Source organism: Alcaligenes sp. 1735tsa3, from assembly GCF_024134565.1.
In the GTDB taxonomy this organism is placed as follows: domain Bacteria; phylum Pseudomonadota; class Gammaproteobacteria; order Burkholderiales; family Burkholderiaceae_B; genus Alcaligenes; species Alcaligenes phenolicus.
In genome coordinates this window covers 2,099,632-2,125,113 of the sequence record NZ_CP099862.1, presented here as the reverse complement: position 1 = coordinate 2,125,113, position 25,482 = coordinate 2,099,632, and the positions used below count along the sequence as shown (strand labels likewise).

At 56.6% G+C, this 25,482-nt stretch carries 22 protein-coding genes; 7 read left to right on the top strand and 15 right to left on the bottom strand.

Annotated features, from left to right (window positions below):
* Positions 1-122 precede the first annotated feature (122 nt).
* From ugpA to NIZ92_RS09785, 3 genes are read left to right on the top strand one after another with little or no spacing between them, the layout of a single operon-like run.
* Entirely contained in the window at positions 123-1,007 is an 885-nt protein-coding gene (gene ugpA / locus NIZ92_RS09795; RefSeq protein ID WP_009453951.1) for a sn-glycerol-3-phosphate ABC transporter permease UgpA, read from the top strand.
* 21 nt (positions 1,008-1,028) lie between these two features.
* Positions 1,029-1,871, top strand: a complete 843-nt coding sequence (gene ugpE / locus NIZ92_RS09790; protein ID WP_254003197.1) for a sn-glycerol-3-phosphate ABC transporter permease UgpE — start codon at positions 1,029-1,031, stop codon at positions 1,869-1,871.
* A gap of 20 nt (positions 1,872-1,891) precedes the next feature.
* Positions 1,892-2,977 carry a sn-glycerol-3-phosphate import ATP-binding protein UgpC gene (locus tag NIZ92_RS09785; RefSeq protein ID WP_021446598.1) on the top strand — a complete coding sequence of 362 codons (1,086 nt, stop codon included), beginning with the start codon at positions 1,892-1,894 and terminating at the stop codon, positions 2,975-2,977.
* Positions 2,978-3,065: 88 nt separating this feature from the next.
* On the opposite strand, the gene NIZ92_RS09780 is transcribed toward NIZ92_RS09785, so the two are convergent.
* The 6 genes from NIZ92_RS09780 to NIZ92_RS09755 form a co-directional block, all read right to left on the bottom strand.
* Complete coding sequence (locus tag NIZ92_RS09780; RefSeq protein ID WP_026482583.1) at positions 3,066-4,190, bottom strand: branched-chain amino acid ABC transporter substrate-binding protein; 1,125 nt, start codon at positions 4,188-4,190, stop codon at positions 3,066-3,068.
* Positions 4,191-4,346: 156 nt separating this feature from the next.
* Positions 4,347-4,814, bottom strand: a complete 468-nt coding sequence (locus NIZ92_RS09775) for a Dps family protein (protein ID WP_026482584.1) — start codon at positions 4,812-4,814, stop codon at positions 4,347-4,349.
* Positions 4,815-5,206: 392 nt separating this feature from the next.
* Positions 5,207-6,172, bottom strand: a complete 966-nt coding sequence (locus NIZ92_RS09770; protein ID WP_009453943.1) for a LysR substrate-binding domain-containing protein — start codon at positions 6,170-6,172, stop codon at positions 5,207-5,209.
* A 37-nt stretch (positions 6,173-6,209) separates the two neighbouring features.
* Positions 6,210-8,291, bottom strand: a complete 2,082-nt coding sequence (recG, locus tag NIZ92_RS09765; protein WP_060185065.1) for an ATP-dependent DNA helicase RecG — start codon at positions 8,289-8,291, stop codon at positions 6,210-6,212.
* 12 nt (positions 8,292-8,303) lie between these two features.
* Positions 8,304-8,690, bottom strand: a complete 387-nt coding sequence (locus tag NIZ92_RS09760) for a Rid family detoxifying hydrolase (protein WP_026482586.1) — start codon at positions 8,688-8,690, stop codon at positions 8,304-8,306.
* 73 nt (positions 8,691-8,763) lie between these two features.
* Positions 8,764-9,540 carry a ferredoxin--NADP reductase gene (locus tag NIZ92_RS09755; RefSeq protein WP_009453939.1) on the bottom strand — a complete coding sequence of 259 codons (777 nt, stop codon included), beginning with the start codon at positions 9,538-9,540 and terminating at the stop codon, positions 8,764-8,766.
* A gap of 308 nt (positions 9,541-9,848) precedes the next feature.
* Between NIZ92_RS09755 and NIZ92_RS09750 the strand changes: the two genes are divergently transcribed.
* The 3 genes from NIZ92_RS09750 (at position 9,849) to NIZ92_RS09740 (ending at position 13,430) form a co-directional block, all read left to right on the top strand.
* Positions 9,849-10,892, top strand: coding sequence for a Fe(3+) ABC transporter substrate-binding protein (locus NIZ92_RS09750; RefSeq protein ID WP_026482587.1), 1,044 nt, complete (start codon positions 9,849-9,851; stop codon positions 10,890-10,892).
* 94 nt (positions 10,893-10,986) lie between these two features.
* Positions 10,987-12,651, top strand: coding sequence for an iron ABC transporter permease (locus tag NIZ92_RS09745; protein WP_009453931.1), 1,665 nt, complete (start codon positions 10,987-10,989; stop codon positions 12,649-12,651).
* Positions 12,648-13,430, top strand: coding sequence for an ABC transporter ATP-binding protein (locus NIZ92_RS09740; RefSeq protein ID WP_254003196.1), 783 nt, complete (start codon positions 12,648-12,650; stop codon positions 13,428-13,430). The genes NIZ92_RS09745 and NIZ92_RS09740 overlap by 4 nt, the downstream gene beginning before the upstream one ends.
* A gap of 95 nt (positions 13,431-13,525) precedes the next feature.
* Here NIZ92_RS09740 and NIZ92_RS09735 read toward each other — a convergent pair whose 3' ends face one another.
* Together NIZ92_RS09735 and NIZ92_RS09730 are read right to left on the bottom strand one after the other, a co-directional pair.
* Complete coding sequence (locus NIZ92_RS09735; RefSeq protein WP_254003195.1) at positions 13,526-14,287, bottom strand: MauE/DoxX family redox-associated membrane protein; 762 nt, start codon at positions 14,285-14,287, stop codon at positions 13,526-13,528.
* 126 nt (positions 14,288-14,413) lie between these two features.
* On the bottom strand, positions 14,414-15,607 hold the full coding sequence (locus NIZ92_RS09730; RefSeq protein ID WP_254003194.1) for an MFS transporter: 1,194 nt from the start codon (positions 15,605-15,607) through the stop codon (positions 14,414-14,416).
* A 102-nt stretch (positions 15,608-15,709) separates the two neighbouring features.
* On the opposite strand from NIZ92_RS09730, the gene NIZ92_RS09725 reads away from it, so the two are divergent.
* Positions 15,710-16,639: a LysR family transcriptional regulator gene (locus NIZ92_RS09725; protein ID WP_254003193.1), complete on the top strand. Its 930-nt coding sequence runs from the start codon at positions 15,710-15,712 to the stop codon at positions 16,637-16,639.
* 56 nt (positions 16,640-16,695) lie between these two features.
* Here the strand turns inward: NIZ92_RS09725 and NIZ92_RS09720 are convergent, their stop codons facing one another.
* The 7 genes from NIZ92_RS09720 to NIZ92_RS09690 form a co-directional block, all read right to left on the bottom strand.
* Positions 16,696-17,154: a GNAT family N-acetyltransferase gene (locus NIZ92_RS09720; RefSeq protein ID WP_247966815.1), complete on the bottom strand. Its 459-nt coding sequence runs from the start codon at positions 17,152-17,154 to the stop codon at positions 16,696-16,698.
* 123 nt (positions 17,155-17,277) lie between these two features.
* Complete coding sequence (gene glnA / locus NIZ92_RS09715; protein ID WP_021446603.1) at positions 17,278-18,690, bottom strand: type I glutamate--ammonia ligase; 1,413 nt, start codon at positions 18,688-18,690, stop codon at positions 17,278-17,280.
* 227 nt (positions 18,691-18,917) lie between these two features.
* A complete protein-coding gene (gene hemW, locus NIZ92_RS09710) occupies positions 18,918-20,132 on the bottom strand; it encodes a radical SAM family heme chaperone HemW (protein WP_170978537.1) in 1,215 nt (404 codons plus the stop codon).
* A 4-nt stretch (positions 20,133-20,136) separates the two neighbouring features.
* Positions 20,137-20,748 (bottom strand): RdgB/HAM1 family non-canonical purine NTP pyrophosphatase, encoded by a 612-nt coding sequence (gene rdgB / locus NIZ92_RS09705; RefSeq protein ID WP_254003192.1) that lies wholly within the window; start codon positions 20,746-20,748, stop codon positions 20,137-20,139.
* Between the two features lie 153 nt (positions 20,749-20,901).
* Positions 20,902-21,639, bottom strand: coding sequence for a ribonuclease PH (gene rph, locus NIZ92_RS09700; RefSeq protein ID WP_026482596.1), 738 nt, complete (start codon positions 21,637-21,639; stop codon positions 20,902-20,904).
* A gap of 29 nt (positions 21,640-21,668) precedes the next feature.
* Complete coding sequence (locus NIZ92_RS09695) at positions 21,669-24,290, bottom strand: AAA family ATPase (protein WP_254003191.1); 2,622 nt, start codon at positions 24,288-24,290, stop codon at positions 21,669-21,671.
* On the bottom strand, positions 24,280-25,398 hold the full coding sequence (locus NIZ92_RS09690; protein ID WP_247966818.1) for a DNA repair exonuclease: 1,119 nt from the start codon (positions 25,396-25,398) through the stop codon (positions 24,280-24,282). The genes NIZ92_RS09695 and NIZ92_RS09690 overlap by 11 nt, the downstream gene beginning before the upstream one ends.
* Between the last annotated feature and the right edge of the window lie 84 nt (positions 25,399-25,482).

Here is a 25,482-nt window from a genome sequence, read left to right as displayed (position 1 = left end):
TCCTGTCTTGGCTTCAAGCCAGTAAGCTGTCACCCTATCGTCCAAGCCACTCATACGCTTTTCGTTTCACTTGAAGTCTGTCACCCTGATGGTGGCGCTCCCTTCCCATTGCGCGCAAATCTATGGAAAAACGTGTCGTCTTTCGTCATAAGACACTGCCCTATTTGCTACTTGCTCCGCAGCTAGCCATTACTCTGATCTTCTTTTTTCTGCCTGCCGGTCAAGCGCTGTGGCAGGCTTTTCATTTGGAAGACCCCTTTGGCCTGTCTTCGCAGTTTGTAGGCTTGGATAACTTTGCCGAGCTGTTCAATAGTGCAGAATATATGGCCTCGTTCAAAACGACGGCGGTATTTTCGCTTGCCGTGTCGGTGTTGGGACTGGTCGTGGCTTTGGTGCTGGCCGTGATGGCGAATAGAGTGATACGAGGCGCGCTGCTGTATCGCAGCTTGCTGATCTGGCCTTATGCCGTGGCAACGGCGGTGGCCGGGGTGTTGTGGTTGTTCCTGTTCTCCCCCTCTGTAGGGATTGTGGCCGTGTTCCTGCTGGAGCATGGCATTCAGTGGAATCCACGCTTGAATGGCAATGACGCCATGTTGCTGGTGGTAATTGCTTCGGTCTGGAAGCAGATCTCCTACAACTTTCTGTTTTTCCTGGCTGGCCTGCAAGCCATCCCGCGCTCCCTGATTGAAGCGGCCGCCATGGATGGTGCCGGTCCCATGCGCCGTTTCTGGGGCATTGTGTTTCCTTTGCTGGCCCCGACGACTTTCTTCCTGCTGGTCGTGAACATTATTTATGCCTTCTTTGACACCTTCGCCATTATTGACGTGGTCAGTCAGGGCGGGCCGGGTGAAGCCACCTCGATTCTGGTTTACCGGGTCTACAACACGGGTTTCCGTGGCCTGGATATTGGTTCTTCGGCAGCCCAGTCTGTGGTGCTGATGGCGGTGGTTGTGGCGCTGACGGTGATTCAGTTCCGCTATATTGATCGCAAAGTGACGTACAGCTGATGCGCAGCAAGGAACATAGTCATGGTTGAACGACGCCCTATTCTTGATTTTTTCACGCATCTGACCCTGATCCTGGGTGTGATCGTGATTGCTCTGCCCTTGTACATCACCTTTGTAGCTTCCACTCAGACCAGTGCGGAAGTGGCCCGTGCGCCCATGTCGCTCTGGCCGGGCTCGCACATGGTAGAGAACTACATCACCGCTTTGCAGGGTACGGCCACAAACTCCCCACCAGTGGGACGCATGTTGCTGGTCAGCATGGTGATGGCGCTGGGCATCGCGGTTGGCAAGATCATTATTTCCATGCTCTCGGCCTTTGCCGTGGTGTATTTCCGCTTCCCGTTGCGCATGCTGTTTTTCTGGATGATTTTCGTCACCCTGATGCTGCCGGTGGAAGTGCGCATTATGCCCACGTACAAGGTCGTGGCGGACCTGCAGTTGCTGGACAGCTATGGGGGCCTGATCCTGCCCTTGATCGCTTCAGCAACCGCGACCTTCCTGTTTCGTCAGTTCTTTCTGACGGTGCCCGATGAATTGATCGAGGCCGCCCGTATTGATGGTGCCGGCCCGATGCGGTTTTTTAAAGATGTTCTGCTGCCCTTGTCCAAGACCAGCATTGCCGCTTTGTTTGTGATTCAGTTTATCTACGGCTGGAACCAGTATTTGTGGCCGCTGATCATTACCACCAAAGAGGATATGTACCCGATCGTGGTTGGTATCCGGCGCATGATTTCCGGTGGTGACAGCGTGACCGAGTGGAACGTGGTGATGGCCACGGCCCTTTTGGCCATGATCCCGCCTGCCCTGGTGGTGATGCTGATGCAAAAGTGGTTCGTCAAAGGTCTCATCGACTCTGAAAAGTAATTCTCTACAGGCTTTATTGAATGGCTAGCTTACGATTTGAAGGCGTCAAGAAAACCTACCCGAACGGGACGGTCGTTATTCACGGCATTGATGTGGACGTGAAGGATGGCGAGTTCGTGGTGATTGTGGGCCCCTCTGGATGCGGTAAATCGACCTTGATGCGTATGGTGGCGGGGCTGGAATCTGTCACGGCAGGTCAGGTGCTGATCGACGGCAAGGTCGTCAATGATCTGGAACCGGCTGAACGTGACATTGCCATGGTGTTCCAGAACTACGCGCTCTACCCCCATATGTCAGTCTTTGACAATATGGCGTATGGCTTGAAAATCCGTAAGTTTTCCAAGGATGAAATCAAGCAAAGGGTCAATGCCGCCGCTGCGATCTTGGAATTGGGTGCCCTGCTGGAACGTCGTCCAGGGCAACTGTCGGGGGGCCAGCGTCAGCGTGTTGCGATGGGCCGTGCGATTGTGCGTGAACCCAAGGTGTTTCTGTTTGACGAGCCCCTGTCCAATCTGGATGCCAAGCTGCGAGTGCAGATGCGTCTGGAAATTCAGAAACTGCATCGTCGCCTGAAAACCACCAGCCTGTATGTGACTCACGATCAAATTGAAGCCATGACCTTGGCCGAGCGCATGATTGTGATGAATCAGGGCATGCCTGAGCAAATCGGGACACCCGCCGAGGTATTCGAAAAGCCTGCTTCCGTTTTTGTGGCCACTTTCATTGGCTCACCGCCCATGAACTTGTTGCCAGTAGAGGTGGATGCACAAGGTCAGATCACGCAAGACAATGGTCAGCCTGTGCAGTTTGGCCCGGAAATGGTGCCCGCTGCGGTGCGTGGCCGCAAGGTGTTCCTGGGCATACGACCAGAACACATCCAGCTGCATGTGCCCGGTGTGACTACGCAGGTGGAAATGGTGGAAATTCTGGGTTCCGAGCAGTTGCTGCATCTGGGTTGTGGCGACTATCGCATCATCGTGCGCTGCCCGATTGAGCAGACCCGCGAATATCCAATTCAAATTGGCGAGGCCATCCAGATTGGCTACATGCCACCCCACCCTTTGCATTGGTTCGACCGCGATACGGGTTTGCGTATCGAGGCCTGAGCAGCCAGCCTGAAGCAAGGTGCTCCAAGGCGATACATAATAAAAAACCGGCCCGAAGGCCGGTTTTTTTACGAGCAAGAATCAGGGATTACTTGCCGTAGACGGTCTTGGAACCGTCAGCGTGCCAGCTGAAGACGTCAAATTTGAAGTCGTTCAGGTCGCCCTGCTTGTTCCAGCTGATTTGACCGATAGGCGTTTTCACGCTGTTGGCGTGCAGGTAGTCGGCCACTTTGACTGGATCGTCCTCGCCAGCGCCCTTGATGCCTTCGGCAATCGCAATAGTTGCGGCGTAAGCGGACAGCTGGAACGCACCGCTAGGATCGCGCTTCTTGTCCTTGAAAGCCTGGACGATGGCCTGGTTGTCCGGATCTTGCGAGAAGTCCGCAGGCAAGGTCAGCAGCATGCCTTCAACGGCTTTGCCGGCAATGGCGTTAATGTCGGGGTTACCCACGCCTTCCGGTCCCATGAAGTGGACTTTCACGCCTTGCTCAGCGGCTTGACGCAGCAGCAGGCCCATTTCAGGGTGGTAGCCACCAAAGTACACGAAGTCCACGCCGGTGGATTTCAGCTTGGTGATGACGGCGGAGTAATCGCTGTCCCCCGCGTTAATGCCTTCAAACAGGGCAACTTCGGTACCGGCTTTTTGCAGTTCGGAACGAACCGAAGCGGCAATACCTTGGCCGTAGGACTGTTTGTCGTGCAGGACGGCAACTTTAGTGGGCTTGATCTGTTCCAGGATGAACTTGGCAGCGGCTGGACCTTGCTGATCGTCGCGACCAATGGTGCGCAGGATCATTTCGTAGCCTTTGCCGTCGGTAACAGCAGGTGCTGTTGCCGATGGAGTCACCATCAACACGCCTTCGTTGTTGTAGATATCGGTGGCCGCGATGGTAGCGCCCGAACAAACGTGACCGACAACATAGTGGATCTTGTCATTCACGATACGGTTGGCTGCGACGGGACCTTGCTTGGGTTCGCAGGCATCGTCAACAGTGACCAGTTCGAGCTGTTTGCCCAGAACGCCACCGGCAGCATTGATCTGTTCGATGGCCGTATCGACGCCTTGTTTGACCATGTCACCGTATTGGGTAACCGAGCCTGTGAAAGGACCGGCCAGTGCAATACGGATGTTGTCAGCGTGAGCAGCACCGGACAAGAGCAGACCCGTTGCCAGGCTCATGGCCGCTGCAACAGGAGTGAAACGAATTTTCATAGAAAACACCTCCGTGAATATGCAGGAAAGCATACACCGATAACAGGGCTTTATGCCTGCCTGACGCCTGAATTCAGGGTTTTCTATAGGGGGAATAGGAAAGGCCACCGTTTGGTGGCCTTTTTTTATCGCTATTTGAGGGCGATAAGATGGAAATTACTGCAGCAGGCTACGCAGCATCCATGCATTTTTCTCGTGCACGTCCAGACGCTGGGTCAACAAGTCAGCGGTAGGCTGGTCGTCGGCCGAGTCGGCACGGTCAAAAGCGGTGCGTGCAGTACGAGCCAGCGCTTCGTTACCTTTGACCAGCAGTTCGATCATAGTGGTGGCATCCGGCACGGAAGCGGGCTGGGTGATGGAGGACAGCTTCTGGAATTCGGCATAGGTACCAGGGGCGTAGTGACCCAGGGCGCGGATACGCTCGGCGATGTCATCCAGGGCTTGCCACAGTTCGGTGTACTGCGTCATGAACAGCTCATGCAGAGTCTTGAACATGGGGCCGGTGACGTTCCAGTGGAAGTTGTGCGTCATCAGGTACACGGTGTAGGAGTCGGCCAGTACCTTGGACAACTCTTTAACTACAGCAGCACGGTCTGCCGTCGAAATACCGATATCAATTTTCAGAGCGCTGCTGGCGGCGCTGGCAGGAGCAGCGGGTTTGGCGGCGGCAACCGGCTTGGCCGCGGCAGGCTTGCGAGCAGCGGCTGGTTTGGCAGCTGGCTTGGCCGCAGGTTTAGCAGCCGCCTTGGCGGGAGCTTTGGCTGCGGTGGCAGGCTTTTTGGCGACGGCCTTTTTAGCGGTCACTTTTTTGGCGGGGGCCTTGGCGGCTGCCGGTTTTGGTTCAGCCTTTACATCGGCTGCAACTGCGACCTTGGTATCAGTGTTCGGGGCTTCTTCGGCCTTGCTGACCTTGGCGGTTTTACTGACTGCTTTCACGGCTTTTGCCATAGTGGACTCCTGTTGAACAGAGGGCTAAATAGGTACTGAAGCAGAATAACACGCAGTAGGTGTGCGATTTACGCTAGTTCAGGATACGGGAAATTGCTGTTGTATTCGACTTTTAAGTAGTTGACCCCAGCCAAGCCACTTTCCATGATCCCACGGGTCAAGGCGTCAATGGCCGACGTACGTGGAAAACTTTTGCGCCAGACCAAGGCAATGCGACGATCTGGAATGGGTTTTTTGAAGGGGACATAGGCCAGCAGTTCGTTGGCCTGGCCGGGGGCTGTCAAAGAGCTGGCTGGCAGGACAGTCAGACCGATGCCAGTGGCCACCATATGACGGATGGTTTCCAGCGAAGAGCCTTCAAAGGTGCGCTGTATGCCTTCACTGGACGCTGAAAAGCGCGATAGCTCCGGGCAAACATCCAGCACCTGGTCGCGGAAACAATGGCCGGCACCCAGCAGCAGCATGGTCTGATCTTTCAGCTGTTCGGGATCAATTTCCTTGCGCTTGGCCCAGGCGTGTTCATGGGGCATGGCCACCACAAAAGGCTCGTCGTACAGCTCGCGGATAACCAAGCCTGTTTCAGGCAAAGGCAGGGCCACAATGGCGCAATCAATCTCACCTTGGCGCAGCAATTCCAGCAGACGCACGGTAAAGTTTTCTTGCAATAAAAGTGGCATTTGCGGGGTCAGCTCAATCTGCTTGGGAACGAGCTTGGGCAGCAGGTACGGTGCCACGGTGTAAATAATGCCAACGCGCAAAGGGCCAGCCAAAGGATCGTGGCCCTGGCGGGCAATCTCGCGCAGGTTGGCGCCCTCTTCCAGCACTTTCTGTGCTTGGGTGACGATGCGCAGCCCAATGGGGGTAATAGCCACCTCGGGCCCGCCACGCTCGAAGATGACCACGCCTAATTCGTCTTCCAACTTCTTGATGGCCACCGACAGCGTCGGTTGACTCACAAAGCAGGCTTCGGCAGCACGTCCAAAATGACGCTCGCGTGCTACGGCAACGATGTATTTCAGCTCGGTCAATGTCATGACAATTCCTTGTGCAAAACAGCATTAAGACCTTGGGTTAACTACGGAGTAATTCTTCCCGGCCCTTCATCCAGCGCTGTAAATGGTGGTGAGCGTGGTCTGGATAATCACGGCGAAAGGTGCTGGCCAATGTTTGGGCCTGCTCGATCAAATCTTCATCGGACTCCAGGCTGGCAAAACGCAAGCCTGCCTGCCCGGATTGGCGCATGCCCATGAACTCGCCCGGGCCGCGTTGTTCCAGGTCGCGGCGGGCAATTTCAAAGCCATCGGTGGTTTCATACATGGCGCGCAAACGCAGGCGGGCAATGGCCGACAACGGTGCCTGGTACAGCAAGACGCAAACGGATTGAATCTGTCCCCGCCCTACCCGGCCGCGTAGTTGGTGCAGTTGAGCCAGGCCGAAGCGCTCGGCGTGTTCAATAATCATTAAAGAGGCGTTGGGCACGTCCACCCCGACTTCAATGACAGTGGTCGCCACCAGCACGTCCAGATTGCCGCTACGGAACGCTTCCATGACGTCCGCTTTTTCCGTGGAGGACAAGCGGCCATGAATCAGGCCTACCCGCAAGGGGGCCAAGGCTTGTTCCAGAGCCGCATGGGTATCGACGGCGGTTTGCAATTGCAGGGCTTCACTTTCCTCGACCAAGGGGCAGACCCAATAGGCTTGTCTACCTTGGGCAACTTCAGCCCGGACGCGCGCCATGATTTCATCACGGCGATTATCGGCGGCCAGCTTTGTAATGATGGGACTGCGACCTGGGGGCAACTCGTCAATCGCGGAAACATCCAGATCGGCAAAAAAAGCCATGGCCAAGGTACGTGGGATGGGCGTGGCACTCATATTGAGTTGATGCGGCAAGTAGGCTTGCCCTTTCTTGTCCTGCGCATCCCCTTTGCGGTTCAGTTCCAGACGCTGGCCAACACCAAAGCGGTGTTGTTCATCCAGAATCACCAAGCCCAATTGCTGGAACTGCACATTGTCCTGAATCAGGGCCTGGGTGCCGATGGCCAGTCTGGCTTGTCCGGAGCTGATGGCTTCATAAGCCAGACGTTTGGCTTTGACGCCCAAGCTGCCGCTTAACCAGGCCAGCTCGACGCCCAAAGGCTCCAGCCAGGCACGCATTTTCAGATAGTGCTGCTCGGCCAGAATTTCAGTCGGTGCCATCAAGGCTACTTGAAAACCGCTGGCAATGGCTTGCACGGCGGCAATGGCCGACACAATGGTTTTGCCGCTGCCTACATCTCCCTGCAACAGCCGGTGCATGGGATACGAACGCTTCATGTCCGCGCTGATTTCCTTGACGCAGCGTTTCTGAGCGGCCGTTAACTTGAAGGGCAACGAAGCCAGCAAGGCTTTAGCCAGGTCACTATTGCCTTCACGCATAGGCTTGGCACGTTGAGCCTGACGCGCAGCACGAGCCTGCGCCAGGGACAATTGCTGCGCCAGCAACTCATCAAACTTGATGCGGCTCCAGGCCGGATGGCCGTGTTCGAACAAATCGTCGTAGCTGAGTTCGGGCGGTGGGTAATGCAAAAGCCGGATAGCCTCGTTAAACGGCATCAGGCCATACTCGCTACGAACTTCTTCAGGCAGGGTGTCGCGCAGGTCCGCATTGTTGAGCGCATCGGCAATGGCTTTGCGCAGCTGTACCTGGCTCAAGCCATCTGTCGTGGGGTAAACAGGGGTCAAGGCGCGGGCCAGGGGTTGGCCGGCTTTGGTGACTTTGGGGTGCACCATTTCCAGGCCATGAAAGCCCTGGCGCACTTCGCCGCGTACTCGCAGGGGCAAATCCCCTTGCAGCTGCTTGAGCTGGCTGGGATAAAAGTGCAGCCAGCGCAAGGCCAGCTCGCCACTTTCGTCGGCAATACGGGCATGGAGCTGCGCACGGGGACGAGCCTGAACATCCGTACTTAGAATACGACCTTCAATTTGCGCCATCTTGCCAGGGTAGAGATGGGCGATGGGCTCGACCTGAGTCTCGTCCTCGTAGCGCAAAGGAAGATGGACCACGAAGTCGGCAGGCTCTCGTAGGCCGAGCTTTTCAAACTTCTGGTCCAGACTGAGCGCCTTGCGTGGCGCAGCCCGTTTGGCCTGAGGCGCAGGCCGACCTGCGGTCATGGCAATACGTCTTTAGAAATTGAGGATAGCCTCGACCTCGAACTGAGCGCCTTTGGGCAAGCTGGCCACACCGATGGTGGAGCGTGCGGGGAAAGGCTGGGGAATCAGTTCGGCCATGATGGCGTTGGCGCTGGCAAAACGGGACAGATCTGTCAAAAACAAAGTCAGTTTGACGATGTCGCTCAGGTTGGCGCCAGCTTCTTTGACCACAGCTTCCAGGTTGGCAAATGCCTGACGTACCTGACCTTCAAAATTTTCAGATACCAGTTCGCCTGTGGCAGGCTCCAGACCGATTTGGCCAGACAGAAATACTGTCTTGCCGCCCGAAGCAATAATGGCCTGAGAGTATGGGCCTACGGCAGCCGGAGCGGCATCGGTGAAGACAACTTGCTTAGTCATAAGAAACCTCTGATGAGTGTTGTACTATCAGAGTTTAAGCGCCTATAGCTAAAATTAACAGATCTTGGCGTGATTATTTTTCCACGAAGGCGCGTTCAATCACGTAGTCACCGGGTTGACCTACACCGGGCGACACTTCAAAACCGCGTTTATCGAGCATGGCGCTGATATCGGTCAGCATGGCGGGGCTGCCGCACAACATGGCGCGATCCTGAGCGGGATCCAGTTGAGGAATGCCCAAGTCTTCGCACAGCTTGCCGGTCTCGATCAGGTCGGTAATGCGGCCGGTATTGCGGAACTCTTCGCGGGTGACAGTGGGGTAATACAGCAGTTTTTCGCGTACCACTTCACCAAAGTATTCGTTCTGCGGCAATTCATTCTGGATGAAATCCGAGTACGCCAGTTCGCTGACAAAACGCACGCCGTGAACCAGTACCACCTTTTCAAAACGCTCGTAGGTGTCGGGGTCCTTGATAATGCTCATGAACGGAGCCAGACCGGTGCCAGTGCCAAACAGGAACAGATTGCGGCCTGCGCGCAGGTCGTCAATTACCAGCGTACCAACGGGTTTGCGGCTGACCAGAATGGTGTCGCCTTCTTTCAGGTGTTGCAGGCGCGAGGTCAATGGACCGTCCTGTACCTTGATGCTGAGAAACTCCAGATTTTCTTCGTAGTTGGCGCTGGCGATACTGTAAGCGCGCATCAGCGGCTTGCCATCGACTTCCAGACCGATCATTACAAAGTGCCCATTATGAAAACGCAGGGCGGCGTCGCGGGTGGTGGTAAATGAGAACAGGGTGTCGTTCCAATGGTGGACGCTGAGCACTTGTTCGGTATTGAAAGCTGCCATGTTAGTTGTCGTATAGAGGGGCAACATTGCCCGGATCAGTAAGCAAATATTTGTCCATTGTACCGAGTTCCCCAGGTAAATCCATGCTCATTCAGCAATACGATTTGATCGCAATCAGGACTTACCATTAAGTTCCATGAGCCGCCATTCTCCTGCTTTGGCACAGACAGTATGGCGATTTCCAGCCTGGAAACGGGCCCACATTCAAATAGCTCTTGCCTAGTTTCTGCATACGTTTGATAATCATTCACATTTTCTGGCTTACAGCCGGTTTTTACGCTATTTACGCCTGTTTTGGAGTGTTGATAATGCGCTTTACTCTTCGTAGCCGTGCCCTGACCCAAGCTTTGCTTCTGTCCGCTATGGGTACTATGTCGATGGCGGCTTTTGCCTCTGGCGAAGTCAACCTCTACACCACTCGCGAACCTGGCCTGATTACTCCTCTGCTGGAAACCTTCAGCAAAGATACAGGCGTAAAGGTCAATACCGTGTTTGTGAAAGATGGCCTGATCGAGCGCGTGAAAACCGAAGGCGACAAGTCCCCTGCCGACATTCTGATGACGGTGGACATCGGTAATCTGCTGGATCTGGTGGAAGCCGGAATTACTCAGCCCGTTGAGTCCGCCACTCTGGACGGCGCCATTCCCGCCAATCTGCGCGGTGCCGACAAACAGTGGTACTCCCTGTCCTTGCGCGATCGCGTGGCCTATGTGGCTAAAGACGTGGATGTGAAGAGCATTCACTACGAAGATTTCGCCGATCCAAAATGGAAAGGCAAGGTGTGTATTCGCTCCGGCCAGCACCCCTACAACACAGCCTTGGTCGCCGCCATGATTGCGCATAACGGTGCAGAAGCGACGGAACAGTGGCTGCGTGGCGTGAAAGACAACCTGGGCCGCAAGGCTGCCGGTGGTGACCGTGACGTAGCGCGCGACATTCTGGGCGGCATTTGTGATGTAGGTATTGCCAACGCCTACTACGTGGGTCGCATGAAAAACTCCGAGCCTGGTAGCGATGCCTACAAATGGGGCGAAGCCATCAATGTGGTGCGTCCAACCTTTGCTGATACCAAGGGCGGTGGCACACACGTGAATATTTCCGGTGCCGCTGTGGCCAAGCACGCTCCTAATAAGGACAACGCTGTCAAACTGCTGGAGTACCTGGTTTCCGAGAAAGCCCAGAGCCTGTACGCCAAGGCCAACTACGAATACCCCGTGCGCGCCGGTGTTGAGCTGGACCCCGTGGTTGCCAGCTTCGGCCCCATGACGATTGATCCTTTGCCATTGACTGAAATCGCCAAACATCGCAAACAAGCCAGCGAGTTGGTAGATAAAGTTGGCTTCGACAACTAAAATCGCCCTACTCTTTTTCTACGACCGCCAGCTTTGAGAAATCAGAGCGGCGGTCGTCGCGCATTTAAGCGCCTGTAATACCTAGCCTTTCATAATGCCCTTTTTTCGTCGTCTGCCCTTTTGGTCCCTGGCTGCCGCTGTGATTGCCCTGATCGTGGCAGCGCCTGTGATTACCCTGCTGACCCACGCCTTAGGCGGCTCGACTGAGCACTGGTCGCATTTGTTCCAGTTCGTTCTGCCTCAAGCCATGAGCAATACCTTGCTGCTGCTCCTGGGAGTCGGCGTGGTGGTGAGCTGTCTGGGAGTGGGGTCGGCCTGGCTGATTACCGCCTACGAGTTTCCCGGGCGACGGGTCTTGCAATGGGCTTTGTTGCTGCCGCTGGCAGTGCCGACCTATATCGTGGCCTTTGCATATCTGGATTTGCTGCATCCGATTGGCCCGATTCAGTCTGCCATTCGCTACGTCTTGGGCTATAGCAGCCCGCGTGAATTCCGTTTGCCAGATCTGCGCTCCTTGGGTGGCGCCATTTTTCTGCTGGGTTCGGTGCTCTACCCCTATGTATACCTGAGCACGCGCGCCATGTTTGCGACACAATCGGCCAGCTTGCTGGAGGCTGCCCGCATTATGGGTGAATCGGGCCGCAGCGTATTTTTCCGGGTCGTGTTGCCTATGGCCCGCCCTGCGATTGCAGTGGGTGTCAGCCTGGCTTTGCTGGAAACCCTGAACGATATTGGTGCTTCCGAGTTTCTGGGCGTGCAGACCCTGACGGTGTCTATTTACACCACCTGGGTAACGCGCTCGGATTTGGCGGGTGCCGCGCAAATTGCTGTTTCCATGCTCTGTCTGGTGGCGGCGTTGATCAGCATCGAGCGTTATGGTCGCCGCCGCCAAGCCTATTCCAGTAATCAGCGTTCCGAACCCATTCGACCTACCCGGTTGAAAGGCTCCGCTGCCTGTATCGCCATTGCTTTGGGTGTAGCGCCCGTGCTGGTGGGCTTTGTGGCCCCATCCCTGTATTTGTTGAATGAGACCATCAAACATGTGAGCTTGGCGGGCGGTGTGTCGGCGCAATTGCTGAGCAGCGCCTGGAACACCTTGTATATCGCAGCGCTGGCCACTATCGCGACCCTATCTTGTGGCTTGGTCGTCGCCTGGGCTGCTCGGGCAGTACGTTCGGGACGCAAACCGCGTCTGGCCCGTTTTCTGGCAGGTGTCAGCAGTCTGGGATACGCCATTCCGGGAACCGTACTGGCGATTGGGCTGTTGACGCCCCTCGTCATGTTTGACTCTTTTTACAATCAAGTCATGTCCTGGTTTGGTGTTTCGGCGACGGGTTTGCTGTTGATGGGTTCAACGCTGGCTTTGGTGTTGGCCTATACCCTGCGCTTTCTGGCGATCTCGGTTGGCGGTATTGAAGCCGGGCTGGCTCGAATCCCGGCATCGCTGGAGCAGGCTTCCCGTTTATTGGGTGAAACCCCGGCGGGCACGCTGAAACGTGTGCACTTGCCCTTGCTGCGCCCCGCCATGGGCGCGGCTGCTTTGCTGATTTTTGTTGATGCCATGAAGGAGCTGCCTGCGACCTTGTTGCTGCGTCCGATGAATTTCGAGACCTTGGCAACCTGGCTGTATGCGGAAGCGGCTCGTGGGACTTATGAGGAAGGCGCGGTTGCCGCCTTGGCCATTGTGCTGGCCGGTTTGATCCCCGTTATTTTATTGGCACGTACTCAATTGATGGCCTCTGGCCCACGCGCATCATGAACGATTTTCTGGATTTGCAGGCGATTACCCTGTCCTACGAAACGTCTGAAGGTTTTCGGCCGGTTGTTGACCAGCTCAGCCTGCATTTGCCCCAAGGGGAAATTGGCTGTCTGCTGGGGGCCTCGGGCTGTGGCAAGACCACGGTCTTGCGGGCCATTGCCGGTTTCGAGCCTTTGCGTGCCGGACATATTCTGTTGAATGGCCGTGTCTTGTCGGCTGTGTCTCAGCAAGTGCCGCCGGAAGATCGCCATGTGGGCATGATGTTCCAGGATTACGCCCTCTTCCCTCACCTGACGGTCGAAAAGAACGTGGCCTTTGGTTTGCGCAAATGGGAGAAAGCCCAGCGGCAGGCCCGAGTACTGGAAATGCTGGAACTGGTCGATCTGGCCCGTTTGGCGCAGCGCTATCCGCATGAATTGTCGGGTGGCCAGCAGCAGCGCGTGGCTTTGGCACGCGCCTTGGCTCCCAAACCCTCTCTGCTGTTGCTGGATGAACCATTTTCCAATCTGGATGTGGATACCCGCGAACGCTTGGCGTTTGAGGTGCGCGACATTCTGAAAAGCGCGGGCATTACCGCGATTCTGGTTACGCACAATCAGGCTGAAGCCTTTGCGATTGCCGATCGTATTGGTGTGATGCAGGCTGGCAAGATCATCCAGTGGGATACGCCTTACAGCCTGCACCATCGTCCTGTGAATGACTTTGTGGCGGACTTCATCCGCCGCGAAGCCATCATGGCGCAACGGGCCCAGGCCTTTTTGCGTGGCGAGCCTGCGTAGTAGTTGCAAGTACGGCAGCTCTAGTGTGCCCCATGCTGCCATATTGGACTGGTAGCTCTCGCTTTCTTCCGGGTGGACGGTGAACTGAGTGTCCTCTAAGCGCTGATGATGGATGGCTTGATCAGCATCCAGACCGCCATCGCTACCATCATCAGGTTTTCAGTCAGAGAGACAAAGCCCAAGGGCACCTTGCTGTCGCCACCTACGCAGGCGCATTTCAGTTCGCGCTTGTCGATATAGACCGCCTTGAACACTGACCAGGCACCGATGCTGCCAATAAATAAGGCGATGGGCACAGACAGCCACATCAGGGCACCGGCCAGCATCAACACGCCGGCCACTGCTTCTCCAAAGGGGTACAGATAGGCGTAGCGCACCCATCGTTGGGCCAGCAAGTCGTAGTTCAGGAACATGGTGGCAAAGCCGTCTACATCTTTGAGCTTCTGCACGGCCAGTAAACACATGGCAATGGCAATAAACCATTCCAGCGCCTGGAGCAGGACAATCTGTCCGAATGCCGCCCAGGAAACAGCTAACGCCATCAAGCCAGCCATCACAAACAAGGCGATCACGGGCGTGTAGCTGACGGCATCCTTGTCCTTGACCTTCCCACCGAAATACTCGACCAGTTCGTCATAGCCCCCTATCCGTTTTCCATTGATAAAGGTCTGGGGGGTTGTGCTGACTTGATGCTTGGCCTTGAAAGCGTCAATCTCTTCGCGATTCCTGAGCCAGTGATCGTCCAGCTCGTAGCCTTTACGTTTGAGCAGTGCGCGTGCTTTAAGCCCGAAGGGGCAGATATGTTCTGCCGTCACCATGCGGTAAAGCTCAGCGTGTTTGGCGCTATGTGTAGCCATATGCGACTCCTTTGACGTGATGCTGTTTGTCGGAAGCCCTCCCCTGACGCTCATGCAAGCGTTTATCTGACACCCTAAACCAGGTGTCAGGAAGTGTGAGTAAGCAGGTGTAGTGATTTAGTAGTGTTAGTGATCGATTGTTTTTGCCTGATCGTAAGGTCTCAGGGGCTGGGTGGCAGCACATCGCATGAAAATGGGCAGAACAAGGGCAACAAACGCTGTCAGGAGCAGCAAGACATGAAGGTCTGGCACGGATACATCCAGAGTGCGGAGCAGTAGGGAGGGAATAGCCAGAGCAATAAAGCTGCCGATGTGGTTGCCTGTGGTTTGCAAAGCCATGAAGCGGCCCCGCTGAGCTTGAGTGGGGTAGCTGGTACTGCGGGCGCTGGCGCAGACTAGACGGGTGTAGCTGCCCGTCATGAACAGAATCATGAATACGTGAGCTGTTCCCCACCCCAGGGCTAGCATGATCAAGGACAAGAGCAAGATCAACGTACCCAGATCAGAGATACGGGTCTCGCCCCATTTTTTGATGCCCGTAGCGGATAGGCGGGAGGCGATCAAGGCGGCGACACCGCCCAACATGAAGATCACAGGCATTTGCTGTGCTTGAGTGTCGTAGCGTAGCGCCAAAACGGGGATCAGGACCGGGATCAGTAATAGTGAGCCTGCCTGCGCAATAGCCGGCAGGCTTAGCCAGCGCCAGGCCTCTTTACCTAGAGCCAGTGGTGAGGGTTGCGCTGCAACGAAAGGGTTGGAAGGCAGATAGCGATGAGCAATTGCGACGGCAAGCAGGCAGAGCACGGCCAGAGTCATCAAGGCGATACGCCAGCCCAGTTCTACGGCGATGAACAAGGTGACGGGCATTCCGGCGATACTGACCAAGGCAAAGGCGCTGACCACAATGGCAATCGCGTCGGTACGCTGCTCGGCATTCATGCCATGCAGCAGTAAAGTCGTTGCGGCGCTCATCAAAAAACCACCTAGCAAACCAGCTCCCAGACGCAGCAAGATAAATAGCCCGAATTCGGAGCTGATGGCCCCCAAAGCGGTTAATACGGCCAAGAGAATCAGTGCCAGGAGCAGTAAAGGCTTTAGCGCCGCGCGGTGCATCCAGCGTGCAGCCAGGACGCCCGATAAAGCGGCACCGCCCATATAGGCGGAAGCGGCATAGCCGGCGTAGGTGGCAGGAACATCAAAGTCCACTGCCATCCAGACAAACAAAGGCGTCAAGGCCATGAATTCCAGAGCATGAACAAACTGGATAAAAGACACGGCACGGGCACGCAGCCGGGGACGAAACACTTCAGAATCAGACATGATGATACGCATAAAGAAAGAGACCTCTAGCCTAATTCTTCGCTGTTTTGATATGTAGTCTCTATAATTCGAATATTAAATTATCAAAACCGGGATAATTCCATGACTCCCCAGCTGAATTTGAATGCCTTGCGGGTTTTTATCCAGGTAGCTGAAAGTGGCAGTTTTACGGCTGCAGCTCAGGTGCTGGATTTGCCGACCTCCAATGTCAGCCGTTATGTGGCGCAACTGGAGCGGCAGATTGGTCAGCGCTTGCTGGAGCGCAGTTCCCGGCAGCTGCGTTTGACCAGTGTGGGCCAGGGCTTGTTTGATACCGTTCAGCCCTGGTGGGGAGCCTTAAAGCAGGCTGAACAGGATTTGCTGGATCAACGCACCCGTTTGTCGGGACGCTTGCGGATTTGTATTCCATCCGAGGTGGGGCCGTTTCTATTGGCGGGTGTCCTGGCAGATTTTGCGGCCCAGCATCCGGATCTGGAACTGCATTGTCAAACCAACCTGGAAGGTCCTGGTGTGCTGGCGCAGGATTTTGACCTGGCCTTATTGATGTGTCGGGGTGCTTTGCCAGACAGCAGCCTGGTGGTGCAGGAATTGTGTTCTTTTGATTGCCAGGTCGTGGCGGCACCTGCCTTGATCGAGCAATACGGTATGCCCAGCAGCCTGGAAGAGTTGGAACAGTTGCCCTGCATTACGACCGATACAGCTTTGGATGGCCAAGCCTGGCAGTTTGTCTTGCCCAATGGTCGCTTTCAAATTTTGAACGTCCCCAGCCGCTTTCGTGTGAATAGCGGTTTGCTGGCGGGAGCTGGCGCCGTCAAAGGGCTGGGTTTTGCGATTCTGGTGCGGCAGGGATGTGAGAAAGAGATCGCCCAAGGGCGTCTGATTGCCGTTCCCCTGCCCTTGCCGCCTGCCCCTTTGCGTCTGGTACTGGCGTATACGCACAGACGACACTTGTCGAACTCGGCACGTGCCTTGATCGAGTATCTGAAGGCCCAAGCTGATATCAGCACCTTGCCTGGATTAAACACCCATTAACTTGGGGGCCTTGTAGGGTTTGAGCTTGGGTCGTCGTTGCAGCAACCGACGCTATATCAAGCAATGACGGCTGCTTTGACCATATCAATATGAGGAATGCCGTCCTCGTCGTAGATCTCGCCCACAGGTTCAAAACCTAAAGAGCCGTAGAACTTCTGCAAATGCGCCTGTGCGCCAATGCGTATGCCTGCGCCAGGATAGTGAGCTTCCGTAAAGCGGATCGCTTCAGCCACTAGCGCGTAGCCGATTTTCAGGCTACGGAACTTGGCCAAGGTCAGGACACGGCCAATGGAAGGCTCATCATATTTCAGGCCCGGTTCGACAACGCGAGCATAAGCAGCCAGCTCGCCGTCCTTGAGCACGGACAAATGCCAGGAATCCAGGTCCAGGCCGTCCACGTCCTGGTAGGCACACTCCTGCTCCACCACAAACACCGCCTCGCGAGCCTGGATGATTGAGTACATTTCCCGCGTGGACAGATCGTCCAACCGTTTCCATTGAAAAACCAGGTCCATCTTTACTTCCATGACGATAAAGTTTGGGTGACTGCGTATGGTAATCGTCCAAGGGCAGAATAAAAAGAGCGGCCCGAAAGCCGCTCTTTTTGATCGTACTGGCCAAAACCAGTGCCTTCGATCTTACAGGCTGTAGTACATGTCGAATTCGACCGGGTGCGGAACCATACGCAGACGGGTGATTTCGGCTTGTTTCAGCTCGATGAAGGCGTCCAGCATTTCATTGCTGAACACACCGCCACGGGTCAGGAATTCGCGATCTTTGTCCAGGGACTCGATCGCCTGTTCCAGCGACACGCAAACGGTTGGGATTTTTGCATCTTCTTCGGGGGGCAGATCGTACAAGTTCTTGTCGGCTGCATCGCCGGGGTGAATCTTGTTCTGCACACCGTCCAGACCGGCCATCATCAGGGCCGAGAAGGCCAGGTATGGGTTGGCCATTGGATCGGGGAAGCGGGCTTCCACACGACGCGCCTTGGGGTTGCTGACGTAAGGAATGCGGATCGAGGCCGAGCGGTTACGGGCGGAGTACGCCAGTTTCACTGGGGCTTCAAAGTGCGGAACCAGACGCTTGTAGGAGTTGGTCGTGGGGTTGGTGATGGCGTTCAGGGCACGGGCGTGCTTGATGATGCCGCCAATGTAGAACAGCGCGAACTCGGACAGACCGGCGTACTCGTTACCGGCAAACAGGTTCTGGCCGTCTTTCCAGATGGACTGGTGCACGTGCATGCCGGAACCGTTGTCGCCGACCACGGGCTTGGGCATGAATGTCGCCGTTTTGCCATAAACGTGAGCCACGTTATGGATGGTGTACTTCATGATCTGGTTCCAGTCCGCACGCTCGACCAGAGTCGAGAAGCGTGTACCGATTTCCAGCTGGCCGGGAGCGGCCACTTCGTGGTGGTGGATTTCAACAGGAACGCCCTGCTGTTCCAGCAGCAAACACATTTCAGCGCGCAGATCGGCAAAGGAGTCTGTAGGCGAAACAGGAACGTAGCCGCCTTTGACGCCAGGACGGTGACCCAGGTTATTGCCATTGAGTTCCAGACCACGCGACCAGGGAGCTTCTTCAGAGCGAATCTTCACGAAGCTGCCCGACATGTCGTCGTTCCAAGTAATACCGTCGAACACGAAGAATTCCGGCTCGGGACCAAAGTACGCGGTATCGCCCAAACCGCTGGAGCGCAGGTAGGCTTCAGCACGCTTGGCCAGCGAACGTGGGTCGCGGTCGTAACCTTTCAGATCGGAAGGCTCGACCACATCGCAGGTCAGAATCAGGGTGGGCTCTTCACGGAACGGGTCCATACGGGCGGTTTTGGCGTCCGGGATGAGCAACATGTCCGAGGCTTCGATTCCTTTCCAGCCAGGCAAGGAAGAGCCGTCAAAGGCGACACCAGACTCAAAGCGATCCTCGTCCACCGCGTGTGCGGGGGTGGTCAAGTGGTGCTCACGGCCCAGGGTATCGGTAAAGCGGAAATCGACAAACGTGATTTCGCGTTCGGCGATGATCTTCAGAACATCTTCGGGGGAGGACATGGTTACTCCAGCGTCAATGACGTTAACAAAAAGTGAGGAGGAGTGGCGCGGATCATTGTGTAACCCACTAAGGCAGGTCTTAATTACGTTTATCGGGATTGCCGCTGAATCTGATCCAAACAGCGCAATACCGATAAAGTAGTTATGGCATAGGACTTACCAGAAATTAATTGTAGAGCAATTGTGCAGATGCACAATAAAAAATGTCTTAAATAAACAATTAAATGTCAGGAACCTTCATCAGGAAGGAATGCTTCCTGTAAATCATTTAAGAATCGCCAGCCTAAATCGGTGGTTCGAATACGAACCGGATCGGAAGCCAGCAAACCTTTCTCGATATTGCGCTTGATCACGGGCAGGATGTTCGCAAGGGGCACACCCGTGCGTTCCTGGAAGTACTGGGCGGGTACGCCCTCTTTCAGGCGCAACACGTTCAGCATGAACTCAAAGGGCAAGTCTTTGGGTGTGACACGGGCATTGTGCGCATAGTGGCTGCCGTCGCGCTTGATGGCGTTCTGCATCCATTGCGCCGGGCTGCGGGTGGTAGCAGTACGGATAATGCGGTCGTGAAAGGACAGCTTGCCGTGGGCTCCCGGGCCTATGCCGATATAGTCGCCAAATTCCCAGTAATTCAGATTGTGGCGGCTATGGCCACCGCGCTTGCTGTAGGCCGAGATCTCGTACTGGTTCCAGCCGCGGCTGGCGGTCAGCTCGATCAGGCGGTCCTGCATGGCGGCGCTGTCGTCGTCATTGGGCAAGACCGGCGGGTATTTCGCGAAAACGGTATTGGGTTCCAAGGTCAAATGGTAGAGCGACAAGTGCTCGGTCTCATAAGACATGGCCTGCAAAATGTCCTGCTCGGATTGCGCTGGGGTCTGGCCCGGCAAGGCGTACATGACGTCCAGGTTCACGCGGTCCACGGCTTTCATGGCGGCTTCAATAGCCTGTTGCGCTTGCTGGCTGTCATGAATGCGGCCCAGCGCTTTCAGGGCCTCATCGTTAAAGCTCTGAATGCCCAAAGAAATCCGGTTCACGCCACTGTGTGCAAAATCCATGAAGCGCGAGGCTTCCGAGGCACCGGGATTGGCTTCCAGCGTAATTTCTGCGTCGGGCAGCAAGTTCAGGTGGGAGCGCAGCAAGGCCAGCATGCGGTCCAGCGCCTGGGCTGACAGCAGACTGGGCGTGCCACCACCGATAAATACGGAAATTACCTGCCTGCCCCAGACCAGCGGCAGGGTTTGCTCCAGATCGGCCTGCAAGGCGTCCAGATACTCGTTTTCGGGCAGTTCCGTTGGTGCTTCGTGTGAGTTGAAGTCACAGTATGGACATTTGCGCACGCACCAGGGCACGTGCACGTAGACGGACAAGGGCGGCAGGCTGGGCAGCAAGGTGGCCGGGCCGGAGCCAGGCCGGATGCGTACCTCGGGAGAGAAAACAGTCATGGTGTTACTCGGCGGCCAGACGGGCCAACAAGGCTTGCATGGCTTGCGCCCGGTGGCTGTATTTGTTCTTCACTTCAGGAGAGAGCTGCGCCGCAGTTTGCTTGAGCTCTGGCAGATAAAAGTGAGGATCATAGCCAAAGCCGTGCTCGCCAGCGGGTTGATCCTGAATCTCCCCTTCCCAGACGCCTTCAATCACGATGGGCCGTGGGTCCTGGGCATGGCGCACATACACCAGAACAGCCACATAACAGGCGCGACGGTCGCTTTGTCCTTGCAGACGCTGGACCAGCAAGGCGTTATTGGCTGCATCGGACTTTTCACCGCCCAGTTCGCGAGCGGCAAAACGGGCGGAATATACGCCGGGGGCTTCGTCCAGGGCGCGCACACAGAGGCCGGAGTCATCGGCCAAGGCGGACAAGCCGCTTAATTGGCTGGCATGACGGGCCTTGGCCAGCGCATTCTCGATAAAAGTGGCAAAGGGTTCCTCGGCCTCGGGAATGTTCAATTGGCCTTGAGGAACCATGCTGATACCGGCCTGAGCCAGGATGGCGGAAAACTCCTTGAGTTTGCCGGCATTGTTGGAGGCCAGGACGACACGCTTGGATTCAGTGTTCATAAGTCGCAGCAGGCGGCAAAGCGCCCTGTTCAGTAAAAATGGCAAGGCGCCGTGCCAGGCAGTGTGTGCTGCATGGGACGGCGTCCCAATAGCGGTTTGCCCCGCTGCCTGGCGGTGTCGCGCAGGGAGCAGGACAGACCCGTTTCATCGCGATCAGCCCTGCAAGGCTTGTTTCTGGGCTTGCATCAGCTCGGCAATGCCCTGCTCGGCCAGATCCAGCAAGCGGTTCAAGGTGGGGCGTGCAAAGGTCTGGCCTTCGGCGGTGCCCTGCACTTCCACCAGATTACCGCTGCCTGTCATGACGATATTCATGTCCACGCCGCAGGCGGAGTCTTCCAGGTAGTCCAGGTCCAGGACGGGGTTGGATTCGAACACGCCGACCGAGACGGCCGCCAGTTGATCCAGAATGGGCGAGGCTTGCAGCTTGCCCTGCTCTTGCAGGCTGCGTACGGCCAGGCTGGCTGCGACCCAGGCCCCAGTGATGCTGGCGCAGCGGGTGCCGCCGTCGGCTTGCAGAACATCACAGTCAATGTGAATGGTGCGCTCGCCCAGGGCTTTCAGATCAAAGACAGCGCGCAGGCTGCGGCCGATCAGACGCTGGATTTCCTGGGTACGGCCATTTTGCTTGCCACGGGCCGCTTCACGGTCCGAGCGCGTGTGCGTGGAGCGAGGCAGCATGCCGTATTCCGCCGTTACCCAGCCTTGCTCCTTGCCTTTCAGAAAGGGCGGGACTTTGTCGAGCACGCTGGCATTGCACAGAACATGGGTTTCACCCAGACGGATCAGTACCGAGCCTTCGGCGTGACGGGTAAAACCGGTCACCAGTTCGATAGGACGGCATTGTGCAGCAGATCGACCCGAGGGACGTGCAATCGTAGCGTTTTCAGACAAGGCTAGGCTCCGGACAAAATTCAAAACGCCTATTGTACGCCTTGCGGGACGGGCCGTAGCGCAACACCCATGTCCATCCACTTATCAGCCTGGCAGGTGAAAAGCAGGATCTGATGGCGTTGGGCGGCGTCGTGAATAATGCGCTTCATGGCCCCCAGGCGATCGTTGTCGCTGTGGACCAGCACGTCATCCAGAATCAGCAAGGTGGGACGGCCTGCCTGTTGCAGCAAATCTGCATAGGCAAGACGGGCGATCAGGCCGATTTGCTCGCGTGCGCCAAAGCTCAAGCCGTCAATGTCGTCGGCCAGCCCTTGTCCGCTATCGCGTTGCAGCCAGCGTGGGGCCAGGTATTCGTCCAGCTCCACCCGTGCCTTGCCCAAAAGCAGACGCAGATAGTGGTTGATGTGCTTTTGCAAAGGCTCGTGCAATTGCTGGGTCAAGGCGTTGCGCTGCTCTCTTAGTACAGACAGCAACAGGCGCAAGGCCGCGACACGGCGCTCGTAGGTGGCGCAACGGCGCTGGCAGTCGTGCAGACGTAGCGAGGTCTGGTCGATCTGCTCTTCCAGGCCTTGCGCTCCGTGGGTTTCCAGCTTGGTTTGCACCAACTGCGCGGCCAGTCGGGCCTCGTTATAGCTTTGCTCCTGTTGTTGAGCGCTGCGCTCCAGACGTTGCAGGTCCTGCTCCAGAACCGAGACGGGCAAGGCGGCCAGCTCGGCTTCCAACGCCTTCTGATCGGCCAGTTGCTGCTCGCGTTGCAAGCGCAGTTGTCCCCATTGCTGCTCGCGCTCCTGCTGCGCTTGCTGGCGTTGCGGGTCAGCCCATTGTTGTTCCAGGCTATTGGCTTCAGCCTGGGCCTGCTCCAGACGAGCCTGGGTGCGGGCAAGGGCTTCGCGGGCATCATGCCAGTCGCTTTCCAGTGCGCGGTACTGCTGCTCGGCCATGGAGGCGGCTTGGGCGATACGGCCCAGTTCCGAGGCCTCGATGGCCTCGCCTTGCGGGCGTTGCGGGGCGATGCGTTGTTGAGCCGCCTGAACCAGACCTTGCAAGTGTGCTTTGCCTTGCGGGGCCAGCGCTTTCATGGAGCTGCGTAACAGCCGGTCCTGCTGCTCTTGTTCCCGATATTGCTCGCGGCGGCGTTCCAGCTCTTCCAGGCTTTTTCCGCCCAGTTGGCCAAGCGCCTGTGCGTATTCCTGCTGGGTTTGCGCCAATTGCTGCTGCACCTTGCCCAGATCGCGGCCGCCGGGAATGATGCGCAACTGGCCCATTCCGGGAAGCTCAATCAGGGTGCTGGCGCTAAGGTGGGCGCGGTGCTGGCCCTGAATGGATGCCCCATCCAGCAACAGGCTGGCGCCGTCTTGCAGTTCGATCTGCAATTCGGTGGAAATCGTCTCAAGTTGGTGTTGCAAACGCTGGATAAGCTGGTGCTGCTGGCGTAATTGGTCCAGGGCCTCGTCGCTGATTTTCAGTTGCACCAAGGCGGCCCCGCATTGCGCCAGTTGGGTTTCCAACTTGCCCAGTTCTTCCAGTTGCCCTTGCACCTGCTGCAATTGCTGCTGCGTGCCTTCAAAGCTGGCTTGATCTTGAAACCATTGCTGCCAGGTACGGGCGCGTTCCTGCTCCTGCAGGCTGGCGTCTTTATGGCTGCGCGCCTGCTCCAGACGCTGGTTCAAGCTGTTGAGCGTGCCCTGCTCTTGCTCCAGCTTGGCACTCAAGGATTTGACCTGCTCGGCGCGCTGGCTGCGTTGGCGAGCCCACTCCAGGTCGCGTTCCCCAGCTTGTTGGTAGAGCTTTTCTCGCTCGGCCAACATGTTCAGCGCCTGTTGCAGTTCCTTGGCCCGTTCCTGCAATTGGCGGGCTTGAAGTAACTGAACCTGCACTTGTTTGGCTTGCTCACGTAGCTGCTCCCACGGGCGCTTAGCCTCGGCATGGGCAATTTGCCTACGGGCCTGCGCCAGTTCGTCCACCCATTGCTGGTACTGCTGCAAGGCGGCTTGCTGGCTCTGTAACTGCTCTTCCAGCTCCTTGGCTTCTTTCTGCGCTGCCAGCCAGACGCCGCGTGGCTGTCCTTGAGCCTGGGTCACATATTGGTCCAGCTGTTGCTGGGCCTGTTCGATCAGATAATCCCCGTCTGCACTAGTCAAATCGGCGATTTCGCTACCCAAAGCCTGCTGCAAGGTGCCGCTGGCGTGCTCGACCGAGCTGCGCAAGTCCTGGCCCTGCCCTTGTTCAATCCACAAAAGGCCCGGCACGCCCCAGTTACGGGCCTGGCTGCTGCCTTTAGCGGCATACTCAAAGCCCATTTGCTGGGCCAGGTATTGTTCGGCCTCGTCATTGTCCAGATGCTGATTGCCAATGTATAAATCGCAGCGTTTGCGCTTCAGGAAACGCTTGCTCAGTCGCATGTCCTGGCCGTTCAGGCTGAAATCCAGCTCGATTTCCGGTGCGGCCGAGGAATCGCCCCAAGGCAGGATTTTTGCCAGACTACCTGTGCCATAACGTTCGAAAAACACCGTGCGCAGGGCTTCGGCCAAGGTGCTTTTACCGGCCTCGTTCGGGGCGCTGATGATGTTCAGGCCCGGCTCCAGCTGGTCCAGTGAGACGGGCTGGCGAAAGCGCTTGAACTGCTCGACGCGCAGGGACTTAATGTGCATGACCACCTTCCTTATCGCGCAGCAAACCGGCCAGAATCAGCAAGGCATCTTCAGCGGCTTGCTGCTGGCTGCCGTGACGCAGCTCCTGCAGTTGTTTCAGGGCAGCTTGCAGATAACCATCGGCTTGCAAGGCGTCCAGATCCTCTTCAGAAGGTGCCAGACGCAAGGCCTCGCGCTGGCAGTCCCAGGCGCGGCAACGGGCTTGGGACTGCCCCAAAATACTTTCCAGACGCTCAAAACCGCTCAGGCTTAACTGACCTGATAGCTCCAGTTCCACCACGCTCTGATCCGCTAAGGCGTTCAGTTCTCGCTCCAGCAGGTCCAGATCCGTGTCGTCATTCAAATGGTGCTGGATACTGCGCCAAGGGTGTTGGGCAACCGGCAAGGCTTGAACCACAGGTGTTGCGCCCGGTTCGCTGATTTCCACCAGCAGAGCCTGGCCAGAGCCGTTATCCCGAAAGCGGTCCGGCTCGGGCGTGCCGCTGTAGTAGCAGCGCTCGTTAATTTTGACGGTGCCGTGCCAGTCCCCCAGTGCCAGATAGTCCAGTTTGGCGCGTTGTACGCGGTTTTGATCAATCAGGTTATGGCTGTCCAAGTGCTCCAGCACCCCACTGACGCTGCCATGCGCCAAGCCCAGACGCCAGTAACCCGCCGGACTTTCGGCCTGATCGAACCAGTCGCTCAAGTCCTGATAAGTCTGGCGTTGTGTCAACGGCGCTGGCAGGACCGCAAGCTTGAGCTCGTCCAGCAGAAAAAGCTCTGGCGTATCAAGTACATGCACATAATCTGGAATGCAGTTCAAGCGGCGCGCGCGTGTCCAGACACTTTCGCTCAAGGCCGCGTCATGGTTGCCGGGCAGGAGCAGCCAGGGGCCGGTGAAACCCGCCATGGCATTGAAACTGCGGCGCAGATTGCGATCGCTCAGGGTTTGCGAATCAAAGACATCGCCCGCTACCACAAGCAGATCGGCACGATGTTCGGTAGCCAGCGTTGCCAGCTTCTCAATGGCCTTGAAACGTGCCTCAGCCAGGGCGGCCGCGTCCTCCAGCTCGAAACGCGAGTACTGGCGACCTATTTGCCAATCGGCTGTATGCAGGATTCGTAGCATGACTGCCCTTAGATTTGGTAAAAAAATCGGCCCTTACAGGCCTTGAATGCCTAAAGTATAGAGCTTTGTCGCGGCAAGAGGCGC